We start from the raw sequence: 22,290 nt of genomic DNA on the forward strand, positions 1-22,290 counted from the left end.
CATTTCTACTGGAACAATGCGATCAAAATGTGGAAGGGGGCTTGCTCCCGATGCTTTAAAGCTCTACCACAACCGCCTGGGAAGCACGGGTCGCCTTGGCCCGAGCCGCTTCAATCGATTCATCCCGCGCCAACGCCACGCCCATGCGGCGCTGGCCATTCACTTCTGGCTTACCAAACAGACGCAACGCCGTGTCCGGCTCGCTCAGTGCAGCGCCGAGGTTGGCAAACGCGGTCTGGGTCGACTGCCCTTCCACCAGAATCACCGCCGACGCCGAAGGCCCGAACTGACGGATCAACGGGATTGGCAAGCCCAGGATGGCACGCGCATGCAGGGCAAACTGCGACAGGTCCTGGGAAATCAACGTCACCAAACCCGTGTCGTGCGGGCGTGGCGACACTTCGCTGAACCACACCTGATCACCCTTGATGAACAGTTCCACGCCAAACAGACCACGGCCACCCAAGGCTTCGGTCACGGCTTTGGCGACGCGCTCGGACTCTGCCAGCGCAACCGGGCTCATGGCCTGTGGCTGCCAGGATTCCTGATAGTCGCCTTTCTCCTGACGGTGGCCGACCGGCGCGCAGAAGGTGGTGCCGCCGATGTGGCGCACGGTCAGCAGGGTGATTTCGTAGTCGAAGTCGATAAAACCTTCGATGATCACTCGGCCCTTGCCTGCACGTCCGCCTTCCTGGGCGTAATCCCAGGCTTTGCGCACGTCGTCAGCGCTGCGCAGCAGGCTCTGGCCCTTGCCCGACGAACTCATCACCGGCTTGACCACGCAGGGGAAACCCAGGTCCTGGACGGCCTTGCTGTAGTCCTCGAAGGTGTCGGCGAAATGGTACGGCGAGGTCGGCAGGTCCAGTTCTTCGGCGGCCAGGCGACGGATGCCTTCACGGTTCATGGTCAGCGACGTGGCGCGCGCAGTCGGGATCACGGTGAAGCCTTCGGCTTCCAGCTCAACCAGCGTCGCGGTGGCGATGGCTTCGATTTCCGGCACGATGAAGTGCGGCTTTTCGGCTTCGATGACGGCTCGCAGGGCGGCGCCGTCGAGCATGTTGATCACGTGGCTACGGTGCGCAACCTGCATGGCCGGCGCATTGGCGTAGCGATCCACGGCAATCACTTCAACGCCCAGGCGTTGCAGTTCGATTACCACTTCCTTGCCGAGCTCGCCGCAGCCACACAGCAAAACGCGGGTCGCGGTTGGCGACAATGGAGTTCCGATTCGGGTCATCTCAGGTCCTCAGGGGAGCGGATCATGGGGAGAAAGGCCGGCATTTTACATGAACTGTAAAAATTGGCCTCAGTTGGCGACGGCCCGCTTGCGGATGCGCCAGGCCATGATCAGCCACACCGCCGTGACCCCGGCGAACTTCGACGCCAAGGCGGTGCCCACCACGGCAGGGGTGAGCGCACCGATCAGGCCGAAGAAGATAAAGGTATCAAGGGGAATGCTGAGCGCCGAACTTATCCACAGGCGGTCGTGGAGCGGGCGCTTGGTGATGCTGAACACCAGCCAGTCAATGCATTCCGACACCGCGAATGCCGTGGCGCTGGCCAGGGCGATGGACGGGTCCGAAGTGATATACGACAACACCAGCGCCGCCAGCATGGCGATGATCGCCCCGTGGCCGAAGCGGGTTTGCACCATGTCGCGCAGAATAAACACCAGGCCGCCCCAGGCCGACCAGATGACGTCCAGGTGCGGGGCAGTGGAGAAGGCGAAGTTGATCAGCACGACGCTGCTGATGTAGGCGATCAGGAAGAGCATGGGGCGAGGGACCTGTGAACAAGGGGCACAGGGTACTTCACATTTTGAAATATGTCGTCTGGGAGGGCCTCATCGGGGACAAGCCCCCTCCCACATGTTGACCGCATTCTTACAGATCAAACGCGGTCAAGTGTGGGAGGGGGCTTGCCCCGATGGCGGTCTATCAGGCACCGGATTTCCCAGAAACCATAAACACCAACCCACTCGCCACCGCCCGCTCATGGCACAACCCCAACACCACCCGGCGCTCGGCGTTGTCCATGCGGCTCCAACGCGTAATCTCATCCACGGTGCGCTGGCAGCCGGTGCAGATATCGTCATCGTCCAGCGCACAAATGCTCACGCACGGCGAGGCGACGGGGCGTTCAATCGGGTTCATTCTTCCTGCTCAACCAGGTCCCGCGCGTAACGCTGGGCGTTATGCACATAGTGCGCGGCGCTGGCTTCCAGCATCCGCTTCTGTGCGTCGGTCAACTCACGCACGACTTTGCCCGGCGAGCCCATCACCAGGGAGCCATCGGGGATTTCCTTGCCTTCGCCGATCAACGCGTTGGCGCCGATGATGCAGTGCTTGCCGATCTTGGCGCCGTTGAGGATCACCGCGTTGATACCGATCAGGCTGTAATCGTCGACCGTGCAGCCATGCAGCATGGCGTTATGGCCGATGGTCACGCCGGTGCCCAGGGTCAGCGGGTAGCCCATATCGGTGTGCATCACGCTGCCGTCCTGGACGTTGCTGTTCTTGCCGATCAGGATCAGCTCGTTGTCGCCACGCAGCACCGCGTTGAACCAGACGTTGGCGCCCTCCTCCAGCTTGACCTTGCCCACCAGCGTGGCATTCGGCGCCACCCAGCTGTGTGGATGGGTCTCGACGCGGGCATCGCCCAGGCGGTATTTCATGCTGTTCCCTCACGGCTGGCCGTTCAAACGACGGCTTAGGTATTGATGAAGCTCTTGGGCGGCTGGTGCAGGCTTATCTGGGCGTCGTCATAAAGCAGATTGATCAACTCGACGATCATGATTGCCGTCAGGCCCCAGATCTTGTATTCGCCGAAGCGATAACTGGGCACGTACCAACTGCGACCCTGGTAATCGATTCGGTGGGTATGTTCGCGTGGATCCTGTCGGAAAAAGTCCAGGGGAACGCTGAAGACGGCAGCGATTTCAGCATCGTTGGCCAGGTACTCGACGTAGTCGGGGATCACCCCCACATAGGGCGTGACCCGGATGCCGTGCAGGGAGATCAGCGGGCTCAGTGGGCCGATGACTTCCACCAGGCCGGGGGGCAGGCCGATTTCTTCTTCGGCTTCACGCAGGGCGGTGAAGATCAGGTCCGGGTCTTCGGGGTCGCGGCGCCCGCCGGGAAAGGCCACTTCGCCACCATGGGTCGACAGGCCGCTGGCGCGCAGGGTCAGGATCAGCTCAGGTTCGTCACTGCGGGTAATCGGCACCAGCACCGCGGCCTCGGGGAAACGCCCGTCGGTTTCCAGCGTGTGGGGGGTGTGATTGCTTACCCGGCGAAGTAGCTCGTCCAGCATGAGTCATCTCGGTCTGTTGGCTACCTTGCATCATGCACCAAAGCGTGCGGGTGCCCAACCCCAAAACCCGGCAGGTGTCGCTAAACGACAACTTGCAGGCCCCCGCCCGCCACGCCAAGATAGGCGCACTTTCCAGGAACCCCAGCATGAATTTCTGTAGCCAGTGCGGTAAACCGGTGACCCAACGCATTCCCGAAGGCGACGGGCGCCTGCGTTTTGTGTGTGATCACTGCTCCACCATCCACTATCAGAACCCCAATATCGTCGCCGGTACCGTGCCAGTGTGGGGCGATAAAGTGCTGCTGTGCCGTCGTGCCATCGAGCCGCGCCTGGGTTACTGGACCCTGCCCGCCGGTTTTATGGAAAACGGCGAGACCGTCGAACAGGCCGCCACGCGCGAAACCCTGGAGGAAGCCTGCGCCCGCGTGCGCAACCTGGCGATCTATACGCTGATCGACGTGCCGCATATCAGCCAGGTGCATATCTTCTACCGCGCCGAACTGGTCGACCTGGACTTCGCCGCCGGCCCCGAAAGCCTCGAAGTGCAGCTGTTCGACGAGGCGGACATCCCTTGGTCCGAGCTGGCTTTCCGCACGGTCGGGCGTACCCTAGAATACTTTTTCGCCGACCGCCGCCAGCAGTCCTTCCCGGTGCGCAGCGAAGCCGTGCCACCTCTTTCTTCAAAGCCCGCCCAATAACCATTCGGCAGCTCGTCGCCACAGGGATACCGTTTTAATGCGTTGGTTGCTTGCTCTGATCTGCCTGTCGTTCGCCACGCTTTCGCCGGCCTCTACCGTGGAAACCCTGGGCGGCAAGACGGTCGAAAAAGTCCTGGTGCTCAAGTCCGCCCACCAATTGCAGTTGATCAACGACGGCAAGCCCCTCAAGACCTATCGGATTTCCCTGGGCAAAAACCCCAAGGGCCACAAGCTGATCGAGGGCGACCGCCGCACCCCGGAAGGCCTGTACTGGATCGACTGGCGCAAGACCAGCGACCGCTACTACCTGTCCATGCACATCTCCTACCCGAATATCAGCGATGCCGCCCGCGCCCGCCGCGAAGGGGTGAAGCCCGGCAGCATGATCATGATCCACGGCACGCCCGACACCGAAGACTACCCGGAGCAGTGGTTCCACACCCTGGACTGGACAGACGGCTGCATCGGTATGCGCAACGTCGATATGCGCGAAGTCTGGAACCTGGTCAAGGACGGCACGCTGATCGAGATCCGCCCGTAAATCTTCGACCGTTCGTAATTTAATTAAAAATATTTCCCTCCCCCTCCCACGCCTGCCGGTGAATACCAGTTCACCGCGCGGGCTGCGCACTTCTGCGCGCGATAAAGACCTCTCTAATACCACTTTATACCGGGCACCATTAAGGCGCCCTGAAACCGGTACTCGCACCGTTTTGGCAGCATTGACATGGTATTTAAGTGGTATTAGCTTCCGGCCAATACCGGGCGACAACACTCCAATAACCGCATCGGAAACCTCATAGATGAACCCCATCCTGACGCTGCGTCCCGACGACAAACAATCCACGCCGCTGTACCTGCAATTGGCCCGCAACCTGGAAGCGGCGATCCATGCCGGCCAGTGGAAATCCGAACAGGCCCTGCCCTCGGAGCGCGCCCTCAGCGAACAGCTGAGCATTTCGCGGGTGACCGCCCGTAAAGCGCTGGAAGTGTTGTTCGCCCAAGGCCTGATCCGCCGCAGCCAGGGTTCCGGCACCTTTATCACGCCACGCCTGGAGCAGCCGCTGTCACGCCTGTCGGGCTTCAGCGAAATGTTGCGCCTCAAAGGCTTCGTGCCCAGCTCCCAATGGCTGGAGCGCGACATCACGCCGCCGACCCACGAAGAGCTGATACGCCTGTGCCTGTCGCCGACCGACAAGGTGGCGCGCCTCAAACGCCTGCGCAAAGCCGATGACACAGTGATGGCCATCGAGATGACCGCCATGCCCGCCTCGGTGCTGCCGCAGCCGCAAGCCATCGGCAATTCGTTGTACGAATACCTCGAAAGCATCGGCAAGCCCATCGTGCGCGCCCTGCAACACATCCAGGCGATCAATGCCTCGGACGAGTTCGCCAGACTGGTGGGCATCGCCCCCGGCACCGCCATGCTGTTGATGACTCGCGTGGGCTACACCGCCGACAACACGCCGATCGAAATCACCGACACCTACTGCCGCAACGACTACTACGACTTCGTCGCAGAACTGCGCCGCTACGACTTTGCCGCCGAGTTGCGGCCTTAGAGAACTGCCCATGTCCGAAGACAATATCCTCACGCCCCACGGCTGGATGCGCGGCCGCCTGGTGCACCAGCACGGCAAAGTCATCGCCATCGAGGGCGAACCTTGCGACCCGGCCGACAACGATTTGCCCTACCTACTGCCGGGTTTTATCGACCTGCACGTCCACGGCGGCGGCGGTAAAGACATCATGGAAGGCGCCGACGCTTTCGAGACCATCACCCGCACCCATGTGCGTTTTGGTACGACGTCGCTGTTGGCCACCACCATGACCGCGCCGGTGGATGAAATCTCCAGCGTGCTCGGCCAACTCGGGCGCTTCTGCGAGCAGCGTCCTACGGGCAGCGCCCGGGTACTCGGCGTGCACCTGGAAGGCCCCTACATCAACCCGGGAAAACTCGGCGCGCAGCCCAACTTCGCCCACACCGCCTTGATGGCCGAAGTCGAAGCCTACCTGCGCCTGGCGCCGATCCGGGTGATCACCATCGCCCCGGAAATCGCCGGCCACGACGCCCTGATCCGCGCCCTCAGCGAGCGCGGCGTGCGCATGCAGATCGGCCACACCCTGGGCAGCTATGAAGAAGGCGTCGCCGCCCTCGCCGCCGGCGCCACCAGCTTTACCCATTTGTACAACGCCATGAGCCCGTTGCATCACCGTGAGCCGGGCATCGTCGGCGCCGCGCTGGCCCACGCCAAGTACGCAGAATTGATTCCGGACCTGCTGCATGTGCACCCCGGTGCCATGCGCGTAGCCCTGCGGGCGATCCCGTGCCTGTATTGCGTCACCGATTCCACCGCCGCCGCCGGCATGCCCGATGGCGAATACAAGCTGGGCAGCCACACCGTGACCAAATGCCTGGGCGGTGTACGCCTGGCCGACGGGACCCTGGCCGGCAGTACGCTGACCATGGACCAGGCGCTGCGCAACCTGGTGAAGATCGGCCTGCCGATCAGCGAAGCCTCACAACGCCTGTCGCAATTTCCGGCGGATTACCTGGGTCTGGAAGAACGCGGCCGCCTGCAACCGGGCAGCTTTGCCGACTGCGTACGCCTGGACCGCTCCCTGCACCTCACCGACGTCATGGTCGAAGGAGAAACCATTGTCTTCAAAAATGCTTGAAGAGGCCTTGGCCTCCGCTGACGCCGTCGCGGCACAACTGCAACGCCTGGGCCCACTGCTGGAAGAAGTCGCCGGCCGCCTGCGCCGCCAGCCGCCGCAGGTGGCGATGACCATTGCGCGGGGCAGCTCGGACCACGCCGCCAGCTACTTCGCCTACCTGGCCATGCAGCATGTCGGCATCCCGGTGGCGTCGTTGCCGATGTCGGTGGTGACCTTGTTGCAAGCACCCATGAAAGTCAGCGGCCAGGTAGCGTTCGGTTTCTCCCAGTCGGGGCAAAGCCCGGACCTGGTCAACAGCTTGCGCCTGCTGCGCAAGCGTGGCGCCTTGAGCATCTCGCTGGTCAACGCCGAAGACTCGCCGCTGGAAGCCGCCTGCGAATTCCATGTACCCCTGTGCGCCGGGCCGGAACTCAGCGTGGCCGCGACCAAGAGCTTTATCGCCACCCTCAGCGCCAGCGCGCTGTTGATCGGCCACTGGAACCAGGAGCCCGACTTGCTGCAAGCCTGCCAGGCCCTGCCCGAAGGCCTGCGTGAAGCCGCCGGGCAGGACTGGACGCCCGCCATCGAGGCGCTGCGCGGCTGCCAGCAACTGATGGTGATCGGCCGGGGCGCCGGTTTTGCCATCGCCCAGGAAGCGGCGCTCAAGCTCAAGGAAACCTCGGCGATCCAGGCCGAAGCCTTCAGCAGCGCCGAGGTACGCCACGGGCCGATGGCCTTGATCGGCGCGGACTACCCGCTGCTGGTCTTCGCACCACGGGGTGCCGAGCAAGCCGGCTTGTTGAGCCTGGCCGCCGATATGCGCCAACGCGGTGCCCGCGTGCTGCTCGCAGCACCGGACGATATCGCCGAACGCGACCTGACCCTGAGCCGCGCCGAACACCCGAGCCTGGACCCGATCCTGGCGATCCAGAGTTTCTATGTCATGGCGGCCGGCCTGTCCGTCGCCCGAGGCATGGACCCGGACCAGCCGCGCCACCTGAGCAAAGTTACCCGCACTCACTGAGTCGCGCTTTCCTGATGAGTACCGTGCCCATGCCCAACAACAATAATGAACTGACCCTCAACGCCCCCCTCAGCGGGCCGTTACTGGCCCTGGGCAACGTGCCTGACGACGTGTTCGCCAGCGGCGCCCTGGGCGACGGCATGGCGATCGACCCGCTCAACGATTGCCTGCATGCGCCGTGCGATGGCGTGGTCATCCACGTCGCCCGCACCGGCCACGCCTTGACGATACGCGCCGACAACGGCGCCGAAGTGTTGCTGCACATCGGCATCGACACGGTCGAATTGAACGGCGAAGGGTTTGCCCTGCTGGTCAAGGAAGGCGCCCGGGTCAGCAATGGCCAGGCGCTGGTGCGCTTTGACCTGGACCGTATTGCCCGCCAGTGCAAAAGCCTGGTCAGCCTGATCATCCTCACCAATGGCGAACACTTTGAAATGCGCCCGCTGGCCGCGAAAACCGTCAAGCAGGGCGACCCCTTGGTGCAGGTTGTGCCGCGTGCGAACGCAGCGCAGCAAACGGCTGTGGATTACGCCGTCGCCGAAGCCAGCGCCAGCGTGCACGTGACGCACCGTGGCGGCCTGCACGCACGACCGGCGGCGTTGATTCGCAAGACCGCCCAGGGTTTCAGCAGCCAGGCGCAGGTGCACTTCGGCGCCAGGTCGGCCGCCTGCGACAGCCTGATCGGTCTGATGGGGCTGGGCATTGGCGAAGGCGACGAGGTGCGCGTGACCTGTCGCGGCAAGGACGCCGAAGCCGCGCTGCAGGCGCTGGTCGCGGCCTTGTCCGCCGCCGTCAAGGCTGAACCCCACGCACCGGTCGTCGCCATGCCGCGCCGGGCAACCACGGAAGTTGATGTGTTGCAGGGCGTGTGCGCGGCACCGGGACTGGTCTGCGGGCCGTTGTTTCGGCTGGCGGGTATCGAGTTGCCGTCGGACCCCGGCCATCACGTCACTGACGAACAACTGCAACGCCTGGACGCAGCCCTGGAGCAGGTGCGCGGTGAAATCCGCAGCACCCTGGACCAGGCTCGCCAACGCAAGGCCGTCGAAGAAGAAGAGATCTTCGCCGCCCACCTGGCCCTGCTCGAAGACCCCGCCCTGCTGGACGCCGCCACCGAAGCTATCGAACACGGCAGCGCCGCCACCCATGCCTGGCGTGATGCGATCCAGGCGCAGTGCGCGGTATTGCTGGCCCTGGGCAAGCCGCTGTTCGCCGAACGCGCCAACGACCTGCGCGACCTGCAACAACGGGTCCTGCGCGCACTGTTGGGTGAAGCCTGGCATTTCGAATTGCCTGCGGGAGCGATTGTCAGCGCCCATGAACTGACCCCTTCGGATTTGCTGCAACTGAGCGCGCAACAGGCTGCCGGGATCTGCATGGCCGAAGGTGGCGCCACGTCCCATGTCGCCATCCTGGCGCGGGGCAAAGGCTTGCCATGTGTCGTCGCGTTGGGCGCTGAGGTGCTCGATGTGCCGCACGGCCAGCGCGTGGTGCTCGACGCCGGCAACGGCCGCCTGGAACTGGCCCCCAGCGAGGCGCGTCATGCCGAAGTCCACCGGATCCGCGACGCGCAGATAGTGCGTCGCCGGCAGCAACAGGCCCAGGCCCAACAACCGGCGCAAACCCGCGATGGCGTGAACATCGAAGTGGCCGCCAATGTCGCCTCCAGCGCCGAGGCCCAGGTGGCCTTTGAAAATGGCGCTGACGGTGTCGGCCTGCTGCGCACCGAATTCCTCTTCGTCGACCGCCGCACGGCGCCGGATGAACAGGAGCAGCGCCAAGCCTATCAAGCTGTGATGGATGCTATGGGCGACAAGTCGGTGATCATCCGCACCATCGATGTGGGCGGCGACAAACAACTCGACTACCTGCCGCTGCCCGTCGAGGCCAACCCGGTCTTGGGCCTGCGCGGTATTCGCCTGGCGCAGGTACGCCCGCAGCTGCTGGATCAGCAACTGCGTGCGCTGCTGCAAGTGTGCCCCTTGGAGCGCTGCCGCATCCTGCTGCCGATGGTCAGCGAAGTCGACGAACTGCTGCACATTCGCCAACGCCTGGATCAATTGTGCGCCGAGCTGGAACTGACCCAGCGCCCGGAGCTGGGGGTGATGATCGAAGTGCCCGCCGCCGCGCTGATGGCCGAGCAGTTGGCCGAGCACGCGGACTTCTTATCCATCGGCACCAATGACCTGTCCCAGTACACCCTGGCGATGGACCGCGACCACGCCGGCCTGGCTGCGCGGGTCGATGCGCTGCATCCGGCATTGCTGCGGCTGATCGCCCAGACCTGCGCCGGCGCGGCCAGGCATGGCCGCTGGGTCGGTGTCTGCGGGGCCTTGGCCAGCGACCCGCTGGCCACGCCGGTACTGGTCGGCCTGGGGGTCAGCGAGCTGTCGGTCAGCCCGCCGCAGATCGGCGAAATCAAGGACCGCGTCCGCCACCTGGACGCGGCGCAATGCCGGCAACTGAGCCTCGGCCTGCTCGACCTGAGCAGCGCCAGGGCGGTTCGCCAAGCCTGTCAACACCACTGGCCGCTGAGCTGACAACAACAAGAAAAAAGGAGACACGCCATGTACCAACACTTTATTGAAGGCCTGCAACGCCTGGGCCGTGCGCTGATGCTGCCGATCGCGATCTTGCCGATCGCCGGTCTCTTGCTGCGCCTGGGCGACACCGACTTGCTCAACATCGCGGTGATGCACGATGCCGGGCAGGCGATCTTCGCCAACCTGGCGCTGATCTTCGCCATCGGTATTGCCGTGGGTTTTGCCCGTGACAATAACGGCACCGCAGGCCTGGCCGGGGCAATTGGTTACCTGGTGATGATCTCCACGCTCAAGGTGATGGACACTACCATCAACATGGGCATGCTCGCCGGTATCGCCAGCGGCTTGATGGCCGGTGCGCTGTATAACCGCTTCAAGGACATCAAGCTGCCGGAGTACCTGGCGTTCTTCGGCGGGCGGCGGTTTGTGCCGATTGTCACCGGGTTTTCAGCGGTGGCGCTGGGGGTGATATTTGGCTTGATCTGGCCGCCTATCCAGCACGGGATCAACAGCTTCGGCGTATTGCTGATGGAAAGCGGCAGCCTCGGCGCGTTCGTGTTTGGCGTGTTCAACCGCCTGCTGATCGTCACCGGCCTGCACCATATCCTCAACAACATGGCGTGGTTTGTGTTCGGCAGTTTCACCGACCCGCTGACCGGTGCGGTGGTCACTGGCGACCTGACCCGCTACTTCGCCGGCGACCCCAAGGGCGGCCAGTTCATGACGGGGATGTTCCCGGTGATGCTGTTCGGCCTGCCCGCTGCCTGCCTGGCGATGTACCGCAACGCCCTGCCGGAGCGGCGCAAAGTCATGGGCGGGATCTTCCTGTCGATGGCGCTGACCTCCTTCCTGACCGGCGTGACCGAACCCATCGAATTCGCGTTCATGTTCCTCGCGCCGTTCCTTTACCTGCTGCACGCGCTGCTCACAGGCCTGTCGATGGCCGTCACCAATTTGCTGAACATCCACCTGGGCTTTACCTTCTCCGGTGGGTTTATCGACATGGTGCTGGGCTGGGGCAAGTCCACCAATGGCTGGCTGATGGTGCCGGTGGGCCTGGCCTATGCCGTGATCTACTACAGCGTGTTCAGCTACTGCATCCGTCGCTTCAACCTCAAGACACCGGGCCGGGAAGATATCCAGGCCGCCCCGACCGAAGTCATGACCGACCATCAACGGGCCAGCGCCTACATCCGTGCGCTGGGCGGCGCTGACAACCTGCTGAGTGTCGGCGCGTGCACCACACGCCTGCGCCTGGACATGGTCGATCGCAACAAGGCCGTGGATGCAGAGCTCAAAGCCCTGGGCGCGATGGCCGTGGTGCGCCCCGGTAACGGCGGCAGCTTGCAGGTGGTGGTGGGCCCACTGGCGGACAGCATTGCCGACGAGATTCGCTTGGCCATGCCCACGTCCGGCCAGCCATCGTCGCCCTCGGCCCCCGCTCAACCCGAGGCCGGCGCTGTCACCCCGCCACACGCCGAACAATGGCTGAATGCACTGGGCGGTGCGCGTAATGTGTTGCAGTTGGAGTGCGTGGCCATGAGCCGCATTCGCTTGAAGCTGGCTGATGACCAAGCGCTGTCCGAGCAGCAGCTCACAGCCTTGGGTTGCCAGGGAATCCGCCAGCTCGACGACGGCATCTGGCACTTGCTGGTGGGTGAATCGGCCCAGGGCTTGAGCAGCGCGCTCAAGGCCCTGGCCAACCGTGATCCGGTGCACACCAGCGCCTGACATCGCGACTTATCTACCGCCTTGCCAACGGTGCAGCGCTCCATGCTGAGGTTCCTATCATCAGCATGGAGAGCGCGCCTGTGAACACACCATCCCAGGCCTTTGAAGGCATCGAAAGCAACCTCAATCAGATCGGTCATCACCTGCTCAATGTCGAAGCACCGCTGTTGCCAGAACACAAACCCTCAGCCGAACAGGCCTATCTGGAAAAAACCAACGCAATCCTGGCGAGCTACCGGCAGCAGTTCCTGCACAAGAGCCGAACGCTTTACCAATCGCTGAAACAGGCTGACCTGCCCCAACAACTGGTCACGCTCAAGGCCACACTCAACACCCATCTGGAACACCTCGACCGTTACGAGCAGATCGACGGAAAACCGCGTAAATCCTTCATGACCTTTGAAGCCGGTTTCACTGCCCTTGCCAACGAAACCGCCCTGAGCGCCCAGGACCGTCTGCTGCACCCGCAACAACAGGCCATGCTGGAGCGTGTGCCGCTGGGCAGCACACTGCGGCCTGGTTTCTATGCGTTGACCCTGGACTATCAAGCACAAACCATCGAACTGGCCGGGGCCTTTGTCCTGACCGAACGCACCAGCCCGGTCGTCACCGACCTTTCCTCCATGCCGGCCGTGGGCGAAGTGATGCTGTTCACCCCCACGCGCGGGATTGAAACCTTTGGCTCCCTGCCTCAACTGAACGCGCATTTGCAGCGCGGCATGGATGACGCCGCGCAACGCCGCGACTTCATGCACCTGCTGCCGGTGCGCTACCACCACATCAGCCCCGGCGCGATCTGGCCGCTGGCACTGACGCCCATCAATGACCGGCCGCTGTTCGAACACACCTACAACGCCCTGATCGATAAGCGCAACGCAGACATTGACCATGCCCTGAGCCTGGTGAACAACCCCGAGCAGGCCGTGGACACGCTGATCAGCGCACTGGACCACGCCATCGTCGCGTCCCTGCCCGACCTGGCCGCACGCCTGGCATGGCGTGCCCAGCGCGTGCTGGAGCGCTACCTGCGCCAGAGCGCCCCGGACTGGTACCGGAGCGCCAGCGAAACCCGCCGGGCCGAATTGGCCAGGCACCTGGCAGACTACAACACCGCCCGCCAACACCTGCTTGAACTGCTGGGACCGGTCACCACGCCTGCAACACTGGCCCGCTATCAACTGCTGGAGCGGCTGAGCGAAGACCTGGATATCCACGACCTGGAACCGGAACGCCTGGTGATCACTACCCGTCGCTACGTCTCCCCCATCGGCGAGTACGAACACGACCGCAACCTGATCGACCTGACCCTGCGCGGGCTGCACGAAGGTGACGAGCAGACGGGCTCGGACTTCCTGAAAAAAACCACGCTCACCTATCAAGAAGCGCCACTGCCAGAGGCATACAAGGACCTCACCGTGACCTGGCTGGTACAGACGCTTAGCACCTTGCAACCGCGCCTCGACTTCGCCGCTGCGCAACAACAGATGCATGCAAAACCCGAAACCAGCCTCGCGATCGAACAGATGCTCGACCAAAGGATCAACGCGCTGGCCTATACCGCCGTGCTCGAGGGCCATCTCAGTGAAGACGACTTCCAATTGGTGCAGACCCTGCGCCAAGGCACCGACGCCCGCCTGAGCGCCGCAACCCTGTCTCTGCATGAGGCCCAGTTGCAGGATATGTGGGTGCTGCGCCAGAGCGACGGCAACGGCAAGGTCATACGCCTGCTGCTGTGTACCCCTGAGGCACCTGGGCGGCAGCAATTCCAGGCATTCGACGATGAGGTTGCCTGCCAGCAGCACATCCTTGGCTGGAGCCTGGACAACGGTTCGAAACAACCGCCCGGCACCCTCACCGATTACCTGATCACGCGGGTCGCCTTGCGCTTTCGTGCAGCGATGAAGCAGGTCTTGACTGGCCTGAGTTTCAAGCCTCATGCCGAGGAATACAAAGAGGTCCGCTTTGGCAACATCGGCAACCATGCTCATTGCCTCAAGGCCATGTCGGCCCATGTGCTGGCGACACGGGTCGACGACTATGCCTTCAGCACACCGGACTGGTACCGCTCCACCAGTAACGCCAACCGCCAGAAGCTTTTGAAACTGGCTGACGACGCCGAGGGTGCACTGCATGCCTACAACGTCTTTGCGCTGTCCGATGCGCACTTCCCCAGCTTCCCCGACTTTCTGCATGAGCAGGCAAAAAAGCGCCTGAACGAGCTGCTGGGACGTCACCAGAACGATGTCGACCCCGATACCGTCTGGGCCTTCTCGCCGCCGGCACTGCTCGGCGCCTGGACGCCGAAACCGCTGACCTACACCCAGCTGTACCGTGACGGCTACGCGGACGGCGTGGGTTTTCTCGACGAAAAGTTTTCGCGGGCGGCCCGCTTCAAAGGTCCCAACGGCATTGACCTGAGCCCGCTGACCGCAGAAAAGGTCGCCCGCTCGGTCACCGGTGTGTGGATCGGCCAGCGCTACATCAACGAGGTCAGGGCCCGCCTATTGAATGTCGGCAGCGCGGATTACGAGTTGCGGCGCAATGCAACCCTGAGCATCACCCAACGCCAGATGCAGAACGCTGCCTTGGAGTGCCGCCTGCAAGGGCATATCGCCGGGGTCGATTGGGAGTGGCTTGAACGCAGTATCGCCAGCATGGGCAGTACCGCCACCGACCAGCGCGGCACCTATGCCATCCATCGACTGCTGGTCGACGGGGAGTGGGTCATCGACACCTTCCTGTTCAGCCACAGCGGCTTCCCGACGTTGCTCTACACCCCCAACGCACCGGATGGCATCAGCTTTCGCGAGGCCCGGCAGTTCAATTACCTGCTGAAAAAAATTCCCGGCATGGTCGGCTATTTGACCCTGCGGGTAGGGGCCCAGTCGCAGACACGAGTACGGACTTTCCTGGAAAACGCCAAGGCGCAATTACCCGAGGACCTGAACAAGACCTCCGTCAGCCTTGCGCGCTACGACGCCACCCGCGTGCCCCTGCCGGACCTGCGCCAAGCGCTTTACAACATGAAGCTGCAGCGCAAGATCGACGATGTTGAAGGCACCACGGTCAATCGACTCAAGATGATCACCGGTATTCTGTGGACCTGCGTGGAGTGGGTCACTGCGATTGCCACCGCGCCCTTCCCCGTCCTCAGCCTGAGCCTGGGCATGCTGCTGGCGTTCAAGGACGGCATGCTGGCCTTGCACGCTTACCAGCAGGGCGATACCGGCGCCGCACTGGAGCACTTGATCGGCTACATGCTCAACAGTGCCGGCGCCGCATTCACCGATCTGCGCCCGGCCCTAGTGTCCCTCAGGCAGCTTGCCCGACCCGCCGTGAGCCCGATCGCCAGGCGCACTGCCGTCCCCAGCGAAGCCTTGAAACTTGTCCAGCCTCTGCAACCCAAGCCCTTGGCCCTGGAAGACATGCAAGCGGTACTCTTCGATGGCCAAGCGCTGTGGGCGAAGAAAACCCCGGACCCCATCGGCCGCTACCTGCTCTACCGACTGGACCCGGCCAGTGGCAAACTGGTCTCCACCACACGCGTGGCAGCCCCGGATGCGCAAGGCGTCTGGAGCCGCACCGGGATCACCGGCGGCGCACCTAAATATGAAAAACTGCCCGACACACCGGAGCCGCTCAAGCCCTATGAAATACCGGTGAAGTACGCGAGCAAACTGGAACTGGCGATCAATCCGGATGTGCGGGCCAGCATCGTGCAGCGGACTGAATGGGAATTCGGCTCGCGGGAGGGCGCGCTGGGGCACGTCGCCAGCGAGTTGCACTCCCTGCGCACCACTTATTTGCAACAGGCCGAACGCTTGACGAGTGACGCCGAAGCGTTCTTCAAACACCTTGATCCGTTGCCGGCCCGCGCCGACGTCCCGGCCATCGACGCCGACGCCTCATTTACGCAACTACTGGCCAGCGATGCCTTGGCCGCAAACCGGCACTTGGTCATCGGCGCGGCACCAGGCTCCATCGCCAGTAAAGAACTCCTGATAACGCAAATGGACAGCTTGCTGAGCAAAGGCTTCAAGTACCTGTACATCGAGCACCTGCCTGCCGATTTATTCCGCACAAAATTGCAGAAGCTCAACACCGGTAAATCCTGGCAGCACATCGAACGCCACCTGAAGACGATTGACCAGGCGTTTGGCTTCGCCGAAGACGCCGAGTATTCGTTTGTCGCCCTGGTGCGCCAGGCGCAAAAAAAGGGCTTGAAACTCAGAGCCCTCGACGCCTCGACCTCGTATCAACTGGAGGATGCCCTGCAAATGGGTGACACCCCGGTGACTACGCCGCGGGATAACGCTTCGAGGAATTTCTATTCCCACAAGACCATCGAGACCGACGCCATCGACGAGCCCGACGCACGCTGGATCGCGTTAGTGGATTCCTCGCGCCTGCGTACCTTCGATAAAACGCCGGGCCTGGCCGACTTGCACGACGCGCTGGCCTTGCGGGTGGATGATGTCGGCCCAGGCCAGCCGGTGGGTATCTGGGTCGACAAACCTGGCGCCATAACGGGTGATCCACTCGCTCAAGGTGACTACCGACTGACCCTTCACACGGCCTACAAGGCGCCCGAGCCGGCAACACCCGTTGCCTCAATCGCCGTCGCAACCCATTTCAGCGACTACGATATAGCCCCATCTTTCAGGGACAGCATCACTCAACAGACCTCTACGCGATATGGGCTCAATACCCGCTACTACGCAACGAACCCGGAGCATCGCGAAGCGCTTCAGGCTTTCCAGAACGTGAGAGAACGCCTGAACACAGATGCAGAAACCTACCTGGACAACCACGTGCCACCCACTAGGCCCGCGCCTTCAGTCCTGGGTTTACCAAAAAACCCAGAGGCGCTGCTCGAAAGCATCCGCCATAGCGAATTCACGGGGCTGGTGATCGGTGAAGGGCACGCTGCGCAATCGAGCAAGCGACTGCTGCGCGAGCAGATGAAAAAACTCAGAGCCCTGGAGTTCAAGACACTGTATGTGGAACACCTGCTGACCGATATGCACCAGGAGGCGCTGGATACTTTCCTGCGCACCCAACACCTGCCGGACACCCTCAAGCGCTACCTGAACTATCTGGACCAGGGGCAAATGCGCGGCTACAAAGGCCGCGATACGTACACGGAAGTCGTCCAGGCAGCCGGCAAGCACGGCTTGCGCGTCCGCGCCCTGGACTGCGCCGCCAGTTATCACCTCAAAGGGCTGGGTGGGGACATGTCTGTAACGCGCAACCAAATATTCAGCTACTTCGCCTCAAATGTGATCAAGGCCGACCAGGCGGCGCATGGGCCACACAAGTGGGTCGCGTTCATCGGCAGCACTCACACCAACAACAACCTGGGGGTGCCCGGACTGGCGGAACTGCAAGGTGCCGTCAGCCTGCATGTCAGGGACACGCCCCCCGCGTTGGCGCGAAACATTCGCCCCGGCACCTGGGAGACATTTTCCGAAGGCATAGACCTCGATGCCAGGGCCTTGCGTAGCGACTTAGTTCTGGAGGCCGGTGTGGAAGGCTTAACGGCGCCAGCGCCGTTCGTTCCGGTCGACCGGTCTCGGCTGAAAAGACCCGGCCATTTCCTGATCGAACGCCCAACACCGGCGCAGAACAATGTGCTGCACCGTTCGCGCACCGGGGAAATTGTGTCGACGCCCATCAAGGTCAATGCTGACGGCCTGTATTACGTCGACCGCTGGGAACCGATGCAGGGCAAGCGCTTCAGCTACGAAAGCACCTTGATCAGTGCACTGCGGGTGGAAGTCGGGCTGACCCCCGCGCCCTGAGTCGTTGAAGGCCTGGCCCTGATTGCATGACAGCCAACAAAAAACCCGCTGGCCAAACTGGCCCAGCGGGTTTCTTGTTTTAACAGCCAGCCGATCAGAAATCTGCCAACTGCCACACTTCATACGCCGGTGTCTCGTAGGGGTGGCTGAGCTTCAAGGCCGCGACAACCGCCTTGACCCACTCATCGGCCACCACCAACTCGACCTTCCACTCTTCAACCACTTCAACCTGGCCAACCTGCCCGATAAACGGCTGGCTGCCGTCCAACGCGCGAAACTGGCCCTGGCCCAGCACTTGCCAGGCGCAGCGGTCGTAGTCGCCGATGCGTCCGCCGCCAGCAGCGAAGACGGCGGTTTTCACCGTCTCCACATGGCTGTCGGGCACGAAGAAGGCGAGCTTGTACACGGTCTTAGTTCACCCACACGCGGGCGTTGCGGAACATGCGCATCCAGGCACCGTCTTCGTTCCATTCTTCCGGGCGCCAGGAGTTCTGCACGGCGCGGAACACGCGCTCCGGGTGCGGCATCATGATGGTCACGCGACCGTCGCGGCTGGTGAGGCCGGTGATCCCGCGCGGCGAGCCGTTCGGGTTGGCCGGGTAGCTTTCGGTGACCTTGCCGTGGTTGTCGACGAAACGCATGGCCACGCAGCCGGACAGATCGGCCTCGAGCAACGCCTCTTCGCTTTCGAACTCGGCATGGCCTTCACCGTGGGCGATGGCGATTGGCATGCGCGAACCGGCCATGCCCTGCAGGAAGATCGAGTTGGATTCCTGCACCTGCACCATGGCGACGCGGGCTTCGAACTGCTCGGAACGGTTACGCACGAAGTGCGGCCAGAACTCGCTGCCCGGGATCAGCTCGTGGAGGTTGGACATCATCTGGCAACCGTTGCACACACCCAGGGTGAAGCTGTCGTTGCGCTCGAAGAAACCTTGGAACGCGTCGCGGGCACGGCTGTTGAACAGCGCCGACTTGGCCCAGCCTTCACCGGCACCCAGTACGTCGCCGTAGGAGAAACCACCGCAGGCCACCAGGCCCTTGAACTCATTGAGGTCAACGCGACCGGCGAGGATGTCGCTCATGTGCACGTCGATCGCATTGAAGCCGGCGCGGTCGAATGCAGCCGCCATTTCCACTTGGCCGTTGACGCCCTGCTCACGCAGCACGGCAACCTGTGGGCGGATGCCTTTCTTGATGTACGGCGCGGCGATGTCCTGGTTGACGTCGAAGCTGAGCTTGGTGCTCAGGCCCGGGTTGTCTTCTTCCAGGATCACGTCGAATTCCTGCTCGGCGCAGTCGGCGTTGTCACGCAGGCGTTGGATCTGGTAACTGGTCTCGGCCCACTGGCGTTGCAGCAAGCGGCGCTGGCCGGCAAACACGGTGTCGCCGTTGAACGAGATGTTGATTTCACCGTTGTTGATCGGCTGGCCGATCACCGCCACGCAGTCGTCCAGGCCAGCGGCGCTGAATTGTGCGAGGACGTCCGGCGTGGCGTCCTGGCGCACCTGGATCACCGCGCCCAACTCTTCGTTGAAGAGGATGCCGTTGATTTCAGAGGCGTCCTCGGCAACGCTGTCGAGCACGATGTTCAGGCCGCAGTGACCGGCGAAGGCCATCTCGACCACGCTGGTCAGCAGACCACCGTCGGAACGGTCGTGGTAGGCCAGCAGGTGGCCGTCGGCGTTGAGGCCCTGGATCACGGCGAAGAAGGCTTTCAGGTCTTCGGCGTCATCCACGTCCGGCGCCTGTTTGCCGAGCTTGCCGTGGGTTTGCGCGAGGATCGAGGCGCCCATGCGGTTCTGGCCACGGCCCAGGTCGATCAGGATCAGGTCGGTGGTGCCCTTGTCCATGCGCAGTTGCGGGGTCAGGGTCTGGCGGATGTCGGTGACCGGCGCAAAGCCGGTGACGATCAGCGACAGCGGCGAGGTGACGCTCTTGTCCACGCCTTCATCGTTCCAACGGGTGGCCATGGACATGGAGTCCTTGCCCACCGGAATGGTGATGCCCAGCTCCGGGCACAGCTCCATGCCGACCGCTTTCACGGTGTCGTACAGACGCGCGTCTTCACCTGGGTGACCGGCAGCGGACATCCAGTTGGCCGACAATTTGATGTCGGACAGCTTGCCGATGCGCGACGCGGCGATGTTGGTGAGGGTTTCACCAATGGCCATGCGGCCCGACGCCGGGGCGTCCAGCAGGGCCAGCGGCGTACGCTCGCCCATGGCCATGGCTTCACCGGTGTAGACGTCGAAGCTGGTAGCGGTGACGGCAACGTCGGCCACCGGCACCTGCCATGGGCCGACCATCTGGTCACGGGCCACCAGGCCGGTGATGGTGCGGTCGCCGATGGTGATCAGGAAGCTTTTGCTCGCCACGGCCGGGTGGTGCAGCACACGTTCGATGCTGTCGGCCAGGTCCAGGGCGCTTGGGTCGAAATCATCGCCCAGCTCGGCTTCACGCACCGCCGAACGGTGCATGCGCGGGGCTTTGCCCAGCAGCACTTCGAGTGGCATGTCCACTGGGTTGTTGCCGAAGTGGCTGTCGGTCACCGTCAACTGCGGCTCGGCAGTGGCTTCGCCGACCACGGCAAACGGGCAACGCTCGCGTTCGCAGATGGCCTGGAAGCGCGCGAAGTCTTCAGGGCCGACCGCCAGTACGTAACGTTCCTGGGATTCGTTGCTCCAGATTTCGTGCGGGGCCATGCCCGGCTCGTCGTTTGGAATGTTGCGCAGTTCGAAACGGCCACCACGGTCACCATCGTTGACCAGTTCCGGGAAGGCGTTGGACAAACCACCGGCGCCGACGTCGTGGATGAAGCTGATCGGGTTCTTGTCACCCAACTGCCAGCAACGGTCGATGACTTCCTGGCAGCGACGTTCCATCTCTGGGTTTTCGCGCTGTACGGAAGCGAAGTCCAGGTCGGCCGAGCTGGTGCCGGTGGCCATGGAGGAAGCCGCGCCGCCGCCCAGGCCGATCAGCATCGCCGGGCCGCCGAGCACGATCAGCTTGGAGCCGACCAGGATCTCGCCTTTCTTGACGTGTTCTTCACGGATGTTGCCCATGCCGCCGGCCAACATGATCGGCTTGTGGTAACCGCGCACTTCATCACCATGAGGGGTGGTGATGGACTGTTCGAAGGTACGGAAGTAGCCGGTCAGCGCCGGGCGCCCGAATTCGTTGTTGAACGCGGCGCCGCCCAGCGGGCCTTCGATCATGATGTCGAGTGCGGTGACGATGCGCTCAGGCTTGCCGTACGGCACTTCCCACGGCTGCTCGAAGCCTGGGATCTGCAGGTTGGACACGGTGAAACCGGTGAGGCCGGCCTTTGGCTTGGCGCCACGGCCGGTGGCACCTTCGTCGCGGATCTCGCCGCCGGAACCGGTGGCCGCGCCCGGGAACGGGGCAATCGCGGTCGGGTGGTTGTGGGTCTCGACCTTCATCAGGATGTGCACCGGCTCCTGCACCGCGCCGTACTGGCGGGTTTCAGGGTCCGGGAAGAAGCGGCCGGCAACCGAGCCGACGATGACCGAGGCGTTGTCCTTATAAGCCGACAGAACGCCTTCGCTGTGCATCACGTAGGTGTTCTTGATCATGCCGAACAGGCTTTTTTCCTGGTTCTCGCCGTCGATGTCCCAACTGGCGTTGAAGATCTTGTGACGGCAGTGCTCGGAGTTGGCCTGGGCGAACATCATCAGTTCGATGTCGTGGGGGTTGCGCTTGAGACCGGTGAAGGCGTTGACCAGGTAGTCGATCTCGTCTTCGGCCAGGGCCAGGCCCAGCTCGGTGTTGGCCTTCTCCAGCGCAGCGCGGCCACCGCCCAGCACGTCAATCGCGGTCAGCGGCTTGGGCTCGGCGTGGCTGAACAGGCCGGCAGCTTGTTCCAACTGGCTGACGATGATCTGGGTCATGCGGTCGTGCAGGCTGCTGGCGATCAGCTCGGCCTCGGCGTCGCTGAACTGGCCGGCAACGTAGAAGGCAATACCGCGCTCCAGGCGCTGGATGCTCGCCAGGCCGCAGTTGCGGGCGATGTCGCTGGCCTTGCTCGACCAGGGCGAGATGGTGCCGAACCGTGGCAGAACCAGGAACAAGCGGCCGGTCGGCTCTTGAACGGGAACGCTTGGGCCGTACTTCAGAAGGCGTGCGAGCACTTGCTGTTCGTCGGCGGTCAAGACGCCGGTAACGTCGGCGAAGTGAGCAAATTCAGCATACAGGCCTGTAACCGCTGGAACCTTCTGGCTCAGTTGTTCAAGGAGTTTGCTGTGGCGAAAGGCAGAAAGGGCAGGAGCGCCGCGCAGGATCAACATCTTCGGGACAGCCTCGGGAAGGGGTGTGCTTTGAGGCCGTGCATTCTAGCGTAAACCATCGCCAACGGCACCCGAAACGGCACCGCTGGCGGCTGCCGAACGTCAGTTGGCACGGTTTGCACGCTATCGGGGCGTTATCCAAGGCATTCCGCGCAGTTATTTTAACCGTCACAATCGGGCGCCAAGCCACGTTTCTGCGGGTTGCAGCACAGTTTT

The 22,290-nt window shown here is 63.0% G+C and carries 15 protein-coding genes; 8 read left to right on the forward strand and 7 right to left on the reverse strand.

The features are described 5' to 3' along the window. Positions 1-55: 55 nt before the first annotated feature. The 5 genes from purT to BFP99_RS19220 all read right to left on the reverse strand — a co-directional run bounded on the left by purT (position 56) and on the right by BFP99_RS19220 (position 3,312). Positions 56-1,237 (reverse strand): formate-dependent phosphoribosylglycinamide formyltransferase, encoded by a 1,182-nt coding sequence (gene purT / locus BFP99_RS19200; RefSeq protein ID WP_065924835.1) that lies wholly within the window; start codon positions 1,235-1,237, stop codon positions 56-58. Positions 1,238-1,306: 69 nt separating this feature from the next. Further along, entirely contained in the window at positions 1,307-1,774 is a 468-nt protein-coding gene (locus BFP99_RS19205; protein WP_065924836.1) for a VUT family protein, read from the reverse strand. 163 nt (positions 1,775-1,937) lie between these two features. Then, complete coding sequence (locus tag BFP99_RS19210; RefSeq protein ID WP_065924837.1) at positions 1,938-2,153, reverse strand: DUF1289 domain-containing protein; 216 nt, start codon at positions 2,151-2,153, stop codon at positions 1,938-1,940. After that, entirely contained in the window at positions 2,150-2,674 is a 525-nt protein-coding gene (locus BFP99_RS19215; RefSeq protein WP_065924838.1) for a gamma carbonic anhydrase family protein, read from the reverse strand. The genes BFP99_RS19210 and BFP99_RS19215 overlap by 4 nt, the downstream gene beginning before the upstream one ends. A gap of 35 nt (positions 2,675-2,709) precedes the next feature. Further along, complete coding sequence (locus BFP99_RS19220) at positions 2,710-3,312, reverse strand: CoA pyrophosphatase (RefSeq protein ID WP_015885706.1); 603 nt, start codon at positions 3,310-3,312, stop codon at positions 2,710-2,712. Positions 3,313-3,458: 146 nt separating this feature from the next. On the opposite strand from BFP99_RS19220, the gene BFP99_RS19225 reads away from it, so the two are divergent. The 8 genes from BFP99_RS19225 to BFP99_RS19260 all read left to right on the forward strand — a co-directional run bounded on the left by BFP99_RS19225 (position 3,459) and on the right by BFP99_RS19260 (position 17,767). Continuing rightward, the gene (locus tag BFP99_RS19225) at positions 3,459-4,010 is read left to right on the forward strand and encodes an NUDIX hydrolase (protein ID WP_065924840.1); all 552 of its coding nucleotides are present in this window, start codon (positions 3,459-3,461) and stop codon (positions 4,008-4,010) included. Positions 4,011-4,047: 37 nt separating this feature from the next. Then, positions 4,048-4,551 carry a L,D-transpeptidase family protein gene (locus BFP99_RS19230; protein ID WP_065947910.1) on the forward strand — a complete coding sequence of 168 codons (504 nt, stop codon included), beginning with the start codon at positions 4,048-4,050 and terminating at the stop codon, positions 4,549-4,551. Positions 4,552-4,813: 262 nt separating this feature from the next. Next, positions 4,814-5,572, forward strand: a complete 759-nt coding sequence (locus BFP99_RS19235; RefSeq protein WP_065947911.1) for a GntR family transcriptional regulator — start codon at positions 4,814-4,816, stop codon at positions 5,570-5,572. 10 nt (positions 5,573-5,582) lie between these two features. After that, a complete protein-coding gene (gene nagA / locus BFP99_RS19240; RefSeq protein WP_065947912.1) occupies positions 5,583-6,689 on the forward strand; it encodes an N-acetylglucosamine-6-phosphate deacetylase in 1,107 nt (368 codons plus the stop codon). Then, complete coding sequence (locus BFP99_RS19245; protein WP_141690797.1) at positions 6,670-7,692, forward strand: SIS domain-containing protein; 1,023 nt, start codon at positions 6,670-6,672, stop codon at positions 7,690-7,692. The genes nagA and BFP99_RS19245 overlap by 20 nt, the downstream gene beginning before the upstream one ends. Before the next feature lie 29 nt (positions 7,693-7,721). Then, entirely contained in the window at positions 7,722-10,232 is a 2,511-nt protein-coding gene (ptsP, locus tag BFP99_RS19250; RefSeq protein WP_065947913.1) for a phosphoenolpyruvate--protein phosphotransferase, read from the forward strand. A 27-nt stretch (positions 10,233-10,259) separates the two neighbouring features. Further along, positions 10,260-11,966: an N-acetylglucosamine-specific PTS transporter subunit IIBC gene (gene nagE / locus BFP99_RS19255; protein ID WP_065924845.1), complete on the forward strand. Its 1,707-nt coding sequence runs from the start codon at positions 10,260-10,262 to the stop codon at positions 11,964-11,966. A gap of 80 nt (positions 11,967-12,046) precedes the next feature. Continuing rightward, on the forward strand, positions 12,047-17,767 hold the full coding sequence (locus tag BFP99_RS19260; protein ID WP_256098182.1) for a membrane-targeted effector domain-containing toxin: 5,721 nt from the start codon (positions 12,047-12,049) through the stop codon (positions 17,765-17,767). 94 nt (positions 17,768-17,861) lie between these two features. On the opposite strand, the gene BFP99_RS19265 is transcribed toward BFP99_RS19260, so the two are convergent. Beyond that, entirely contained in the window at positions 17,862-18,173 is a 312-nt protein-coding gene (locus BFP99_RS19265) for an NGG1p interacting factor NIF3 (protein ID WP_065924847.1), read from the reverse strand. Between the two features lie 4 nt (positions 18,174-18,177). Beyond that, on the reverse strand, positions 18,178-22,074 hold the full coding sequence (purL, locus tag BFP99_RS19270) for a phosphoribosylformylglycinamidine synthase (protein ID WP_065947915.1): 3,897 nt from the start codon (positions 22,072-22,074) through the stop codon (positions 18,178-18,180). Positions 22,075-22,290: the final 216 nt, after the last annotated feature.

Origin of the sequence: Pseudomonas sp. 1 R 17 (genome assembly GCF_900067035.1) — a bacterium.
Taxonomy (GTDB): domain Bacteria; phylum Pseudomonadota; class Gammaproteobacteria; order Pseudomonadales; family Pseudomonadaceae; genus Aquipseudomonas; species Aquipseudomonas marginalis.